This window comes from Herbiconiux sp., from assembly GCF_023264895.1.
In the GTDB taxonomy this organism is placed as follows: Bacteria; Actinomycetota; Actinomycetes; order Actinomycetales; family Microbacteriaceae; genus Herbiconiux.
In genome coordinates this window covers 37,012-43,593 of record NZ_JAHFUY010000036.1, presented here as the reverse complement: position 1 = coordinate 43,593, position 6,582 = coordinate 37,012, and the positions used below count along the sequence as shown (strand labels likewise).

5 protein-coding genes are annotated in these 6,582 nt (G+C 71.9%); all 5 read left to right on the top strand.

Features of this window, described 5'->3' with window-relative positions; translation table 11 throughout:
• The coding region (locus Q0D57_RS08415) for an ATP-binding cassette domain-containing protein (RefSeq protein ID WP_291041331.1) at window positions 1–734 on the top strand (734 nt) is incomplete at its 5' end.
• A complete protein-coding gene (locus tag Q0D57_RS08410; protein ID WP_291041327.1) occupies window positions 731–1,768 on the top strand; it encodes an ABC transporter permease in 1,038 nt (345 codons plus the stop codon). The genes Q0D57_RS08415 and Q0D57_RS08410, both read left to right, overlap by 4 nt.
• Window positions 1,769–1,770: 2 nt before the next feature.
• Window positions 1,771–3,876 carry a GMC family oxidoreductase gene (locus Q0D57_RS08405; RefSeq protein ID WP_291041325.1) on the top strand — a complete coding sequence of 702 codons (2,106 nt, stop codon included), beginning with the start codon at window positions 1,771–1,773 and terminating at the stop codon, window positions 3,874–3,876.
• A 141-nt stretch (window positions 3,877–4,017) separates the two neighbouring features.
• Window positions 4,018–5,031 carry a sugar ABC transporter substrate-binding protein gene (locus Q0D57_RS08400; RefSeq protein ID WP_291041323.1) on the top strand — a complete coding sequence of 338 codons (1,014 nt, stop codon included), beginning with the start codon at window positions 4,018–4,020 and terminating at the stop codon, window positions 5,029–5,031.
• Window positions 5,032–5,117: 86 nt separating this feature from the next.
• Entirely contained in the window at window positions 5,118–6,566 is a 1,449-nt protein-coding gene (locus tag Q0D57_RS08395) for an aldehyde dehydrogenase family protein (protein WP_291041321.1), read from the top strand.
• Window positions 6,567–6,582: the final 16 nt, after the last annotated feature.

The following is a 6,582-nucleotide window of genomic DNA, read 5'->3' as shown; positions in this document are numbered from 1 at the left end:
GCGCCACCCCGGCCCGCGGCGAGGTGCGGGTGGCCGGCCGGCCGCTCCGCCTCGGCAGCCCCCGGCGCGCCATCGCGGCCGGCATCGGCTACGTGCCGGACGACCGCCGCCGCGAGGCCCTGCTGCCGCCGCGGAGCGTGGCCGAGAACATCAGCTTCGCCTGGCTCGAGACGATCACCCGGTTCGGCTTCGTGAGGGTCGCCGCCGAGCGCCGCGACGTCTCGCAGGTGGTGACCGACTACGGCGTGAAGACCTCCTCGCTCGACAAGCGCATCACACTGCTCTCGGGCGGCAACCAGCAGAAGGCCATCCTCGGCCGCACCTTCGCGAGGGGCTGCCCCGTCTACGTGCTCAACGAACCCACCCGCGGGGTCGACGTCGGTTCGAAGAGCGCGATCTACGGCTACATCCAGGCCCTCGCCGAGAAGGGCGCCGCCGTGGTGCTGATCTCCTCCGAGCTGCCCGAGCTGATCGGCCTCTCGGATCGCGTGGCCGTGTTCCACCATGGCGGCATCCGCGCCGTCGTCTCGGGCGACGACCTCACCGAGGAGGTGCTCGGGGCCTGGGCCGTGAGCGGCGCGCGGCCGGGCGACCACCCGTCGGCCGCCATCTCCACCGACACGGCCACCGGCACCGATACCTCCACCAGCACCGATACCCCCACCAGCACCGACACCCCCACCAGCGCAGACACCCCCACCAGCGCCGTCGCCGGCGCGGGAAGGACACGATGAACCAGTCCACAGCGGAGCGCACCGACCTGAAGGCGGCGCCCCCGGCCCGCCGACCGGTGCTCTCGCGCATCGCGGCCGCCACCGGCCCGGCGACCGGCGCGATCGCCGGCATCGTCATCCTCACGGTCGTCCTCGCCCTCACCCAGCCGGTGTTCCTCACCTGGGGCAACATCACCAACCTCGTGGGTGCCAACAGCGTCACGCTCGTGCTCGCTCTCGGCGCCACTTTCGTGCTGCTCGCGGGCGGCCTCGACCTCTCGATCGTGGCCGCGAGCGCCGCCACGGGCATGGTGTTTGGGCTCATGCTGCAGAGCGGCGCCGACGCCCTCCCGGCCATCGCCGTCACGCTCCTCGCCGGCCTCGTCTTCGGGCTGCTCAACGGCGTGCTCACGAGCTACGCGCGGATCCCGTTCCTCGTGGTGACCCTCGGCACGGCCTCGCTCTTCGCGAGCATCGCGCTGCTGCTGAACGACGGCAAGACCATCAACGTCTTCGACTTCCCGGGCTTCGCCTTCGTGAACGACTTCGTGCTGGGGCAGGCGTTCGGCATCCCCTTCATCCTGATGTTCGACATCGTGCTCGTGGTCATCACCGCGGTGGTGCTGCGCTACACCAAGTTCGGCCGGGGAATCTACGCCGTGGGCTCGAACGCCGAGGCGGCGCGCCTGAACGGCATCAACGTGCGCCTCACCACGATGCTCGTGTACGTGATCGTGGGCTTCACCGCCGCGCTCGCCTCGCTCGTGCAGGTGGGCAGGCTCGCCGGGGCGGCACCGACCTTCGACGCCACGCTGCTGCTCACGGTCATCGCCGCCGTGCTGATCGGCGGCACCGCCTACACCGGCGGCGAGGGCGGCGTGGGCGGAACGGTGCTCGGCGTGCTCTTCCTCGGTGTGATCCAGAACGGGCTGACCCTCACGAGCGTCTCCTCCTTCTGGCGGGGCGCGGTCAACGGGATCGTGCTCATCCTCGCCGTCGCGCTGGGCGTGGCGCGACAGTACGGCTGGCTGCGATTCGGGCGGAAAGGACGATGACGATGACCGACACGCACACCCTCACCCAGAACGACCCCACCCAGGGCGGTGCCCCGCGCGGCGCCGATCGGCAGCTGCAGGACGAGATCGTCAAGGCGGTCTGCGACGCCCTGCTGCCCGCGCTCGAGCCACCGGCCGACGCCCTCGGCGACCCCGTGCTCGAGGCCTACTACCGCGACGGCGCCGTCGCGCGGGGCATCGACGTGGCCGTGGCCGCCGCCGTGCCCACGCTCGACGCGACGCTCCGCCGCGCGATCGCGGGACTCGCCGAGCACCTCGCGGCCGCCGGCTTCCTCGACGCGGGCGCAGATGCAGGTGCAGACGCAGATGCCGATGCCGGGCGCCGGATCGAGCTGCTCCGCGCGGCCGGAGACGCCTCGCTCACCCACCGCAACGCGGTGCGCCAGCTCAAGAGCATGGCGATGGGCACCTTCGTGAACGCGGTCGACGAGAGCGGCACGAACCCCGTCTGGCCCGCCATCGGCTACGGCCCGCTCACCTATCGCCCCGCCACACCGGGCGAGACGCCGAAGAACCTCCGGGTCGAGACCCCGCAGCCGGGCGACGAGGTCGTACTCACCGCCGACGTGGTCGTGGTGGGCTCGGGTGCCGGCGGCGGCGTGATCGCCGCGCGTGCCGCGGAGGCCGGTCTCTCGGTCATCGTGCTCGACGCCGGCCCGCACGTGGTCGACGCCAAGCGCACCCAGCACGGTGCCGAAGGCGGACCGCTGTTCCTCGGCCGCGGGGGCCTGTTCTCCGAGACCGGGCAGATGGGCATCCTCGCCGGCTCGGCGGTGGGCGGCGGCACCCTCATCAACTCGATGGTGAGCCTGCGGCCGCCGCAGAAGATCCGTGAGCTGTGGGCGAGCGAGGGCCTCGAGGGCCTCGACGGCCCGGAGTTCGACGCGCTCCTCGACCGGGTCTGGAGCCGCCTCGGCGTGAACACCGAGGCCTCGCACCACAACGCCAACACCCGCGCCATGATCACCGGCCTCGCCGAGCTCGGCTACCGCCACGAGCGGCTGCCGCGCAACTTCGTGGCCGACGGCGTGAGCGAGTTCTGCCCGTTCTGCGCCGAGGGCTGCACCCACCAGCAGGGCTACCGCGCCTCGACCGTGGTGACCTACCTCGACGACGCCGTCGCCTCGGGCGCCCGCATCTTCGCCGGGGCCTGGGTCGACCGGGTGATCGCGGCCGACGGCCGGGCATCCGGCGTGGTCGGCAGCATCGAGACCGCCGACGGCCCCCGTCCGCTCCGCGTCGACGCCCCCACCGTGGTCGTGGCCGCCGGCGGCATCGAGTCGCCGGCGCTCCTTCTGCGCTCGGGCATCGGCGGACCGGCGGTGGGGCGGAACCTGCGCCTGCACCCGGCCTGGATCGTGACCGGCGTCTACGACGAGGCCATCGAGGCCTGGCACGGCCAGATCCAGTCGGCCGTGAGCTTCGACCTCACCGAGGTGGTCGACGGCGAGGGATTCCTCGTGGAGTCGCTCTCGCTCAACATCGGCAGCTGGGCGGGGCTCAGCCCCCTCGCCGACGGGCGCACCGCTCGCGACCGGATGCGCTCCTTCGACCGCTACGCCACCTGGCACGGCGTGGCGCACGACCACGGGGCCGGTCGGATCGTGCTCGACGAGGAGGGCCGCGCTGCCCTGATCTGGGATCTCGACGACGACATCGACTACCGCGTGGGCGTGCGCGCCCACCAGGAGCTCGCCCGCATGCACCGGGCCGCGGGCGCGAAGGAGATCTTCACCTTCCTCTGGCGCGACCTGCGCTGGCGTGACGGCGAGGACTTCGAGGCGTTCCTCGAGGCGCTCGCCGCGGAGCCGCCGCGCGACCACCTCGCGATGTCGGCGCACCAGATGGGCTCGTGCCGACTCGGCTCCGACCCCGCCGTCTCGGTGGCCGACGGCCGCGGGCAGCTGCACGACGTGGCCGGGGTGTGGATCGGAGACGCCTCGGCGCTGCCGACGGCGCCCGGGGTGAACCCGATGATCACCGTCATGGCGGTCGCCGAGCGCACGGCGGAGGCGCTCGTCGGCACGGCCGCGCCCGCAACGACGGCGGCGGCGACGGCTCACGCCTCGGCTCGAGAGGCCGACTGACCCGGGCCGGCCCCCTCCCCACCCCTCCCCACCAGCCCCTCCTCGGGCTCCCGTGCATCCGCACGCCCGAAAACAGCCCGAGGAGCCCCCGCATCACCCCGAAAGCACCAATCAACACATCCTGAAGAGAGGTCGTTCGACATGAAGTCCAAGACAACCGTCGCCGTCGCGGCGCTGATCCCCGCAGCCCTCCTGCTCGCCGCGTGCAGCGGTGGCACCACCGACGCGGCCGGGGGAGGCGACGACTCCGGCGCCTGGAGCCTCGGCTACTCCACGCCGGTCGGCGCCCAGCCCGGCCAGCAGCAGATCGCCGAGACCATCGGGTCGGCAACGACCGAGCTCGGCTGGAGCAACGAGATCCTCGACGCGAACCTCTCGGTCGACAAGCAGGTCTCCGACGTGCAGACCATGCTGCAGCTCGGCGTCAACGCGATCGGCCTCTGGGCGCTCGACTCGAACGCTCTGCGGAGCGCCTACGCGCAGGCCGCGAGCCAGGACGTCAAGCTCATCGGCCTCAACAGCGAGGCCGAGGAGTTCGACGGCACCGTCTCGTGGCAGACCCACGTGTGCCTCGACGGCGGGCCGAGCGACCAGACCGCCGAGTACATCGCCTCGGCCAAGCCCGACGCCGAGGTCATCGTGATCGGCGGGCCGCCCGTCGCCTCGATCACCGCCACCGTCGAGTGCTTCACGAAGGCCGCCGAGGCCGCCGGCATCACGATCGTGAACCAGACCGACAACACCGCCGACGACAGCGCGACGGCGGCCTCCATCGTCTCCGACCTGCTGCTGCAGTACCCGGACGTCGACGCGATCTGGTCGTACAACGACGCCTCCGCGCTCGGCGCCTCCTCGGCCATCACCCAGGCCGGCGGCACCATCTACAACGGATCGAACGACGGCGTCATCACGATCGGCATCAACGGCGACGCGGATGCCATCCAGGCCGTCGAGCAGGGCCGGCTCACCGGCACCTGGGACCCGAACCCGCCGGCGACCGGCTGGGCGATGGTGAAGGCCGCTGAGCTGCTGAAGGACGGCGAGCCCGCCGACCTGATCGTGGAGGCCACCTTCTGGACGGGCGAGAACCTGGCCGACTACGTCGCTCCCGAGGACCGCGTCTACACGCTCGACACCATCCCGCTGGTCGAGTAGCGCGACCCCCGCAGCACGGTTCCACAGATCCACAGATCCACAGTTCCACCGATCCACAGTTCCACCTGAAGAAAGGCGACGACGGCATGAGCGCACCCACCCGGCTCCTGATCGGCGGCCGATGGGCCGACGCGAGCGACGGAGGCACGAGGGAGACCCTCGACCCCGCCACCGGGCTCGTGATCGGCACGGCGGCCGAGGCCACTCGTGACGACGTCGACGACGCGGTGCGTGCCGCGCGGGAGGCCTTCCGGTCTCCCGCGTGGCGCGGCCTCACCCCGGATGCCAGGGGCCGGCTGCTCTGGCGCGTCGCCGAGCTCATCGAGCTCCACGCCGACGAGCTCGCCGCGCTCGAGGTGGCCGACTCCGGCCAGCCCATCGGCATGGCCCGCGATGTCAACGTGCCGCTCGGCGCCCAGGTATTCCGCTACTACGCGGGCTACGCCACGAAGCTGGAGGGGAAGACCTCCCAGGTCTCCATCCCCGGCCAGCTCACCTACACGCTGCGGGAGCCGATCGGCGTCACCGCTCTCATCACTCCCTGGAACGTGCCCTTCGCCATCGCGGCCTGGAAGCTCGCGCCGGCCCTCGCCACCGGCAACGTGGCCATCCTGAAGCCGGCTGAGCAGACCCCGCTCTCGACGGTGCGGCTCGCCGAGCTGTGCGAGGAGGCCGGCATCCCTCCCGGTGTCGTGAGCCTGCTGACCGGCGGACCCGAGGTCGGCAAGGCCCTCGTGGCCCACCGCGGTGTGGGCAAGGTCTCGTTCACCGGATCGACCGAGGTGGGGCAGGAGATCGTGCGCTCCTCCGCCGGCAACCTCAAGCGGGTGTCGCTCGAGCTCGGCGGCAAGGCGCCGAGCATCGTCGCAGCCGACGCCGACATCGACGCCGCCGTGCAGGGGAACCTGCAGGGTGCGGCGTTCAACTCGGGTCAGGCCTGCGGCGCCTACACGCGCTTCTACGTGCACGAGTCCCGGCTGGCGGAGTTCTCGGAGAAGATCGCCGCAGCAGCCGAGCAGCTCGTGATCGGCCCCGGCAGCAACCCCGACACGGTGCTCGGACCGCTCATCTCGGAGGAGCAGCTCGAGAAGGTGCACAGCGCGGTGCAGGCCGCCGTCGCCGGAGGGGCCACGCTCCTCACGGGGGGATCGCGTGCGGACGGCGAGCTCGCCTCCGGCTGCTTCTACCGCCCCACCGTGCTCACCGGCGTGACCGACGACATGGCGGTGGCGCGCGACGAGCTCTTCGGGCCCGTCGTCCCGATCTTCGGCTTCAGCGACCTCGACGAGGCGATCGAGCGCGCCAACGACTCCGACTACGGACTCGCGAGCGTGGTCTGGACGAGCGATCTCCGCACCGCGCACCGGGTGGGAGCCGAGGTGCGGGCCGGCACCGTGTTCGTCAACCAGCTCCCCCTGATCGACCCGGCTGCCCCCTGGGGCGGGATCGGCCTGAGCGGGTGGGGGCGGGAGATGGGCTCCTACGCCATCGACGCCTTCACCGAGACGAAGAGCGTCTTCGTTAATCTCACCTGAGGCCGGACGGACCGCA

Coding starts and splice junctions, on each gene's coding strand:
- Q0D57_RS08410 (WP_291041327.1), top strand. CDS start 731: ATGAACCAGTCCACAGCGGAGCGCACCGACCTGAAGGCGGCGCCCCCG.
- Q0D57_RS08405 (WP_291041325.1), top strand. CDS start 1,771: ATGACCGACACGCACACCCTCACCCAGAACGACCCCACCCAGGGCGGT.
- Q0D57_RS08400 (WP_291041323.1), top strand. CDS start 4,018: ATGAAGTCCAAGACAACCGTCGCCGTCGCGGCGCTGATCCCCGCAGCC.
- Q0D57_RS08395 (WP_291041321.1), top strand. CDS start 5,118: ATGAGCGCACCCACCCGGCTCCTGATCGGCGGCCGATGGGCCGACGCG.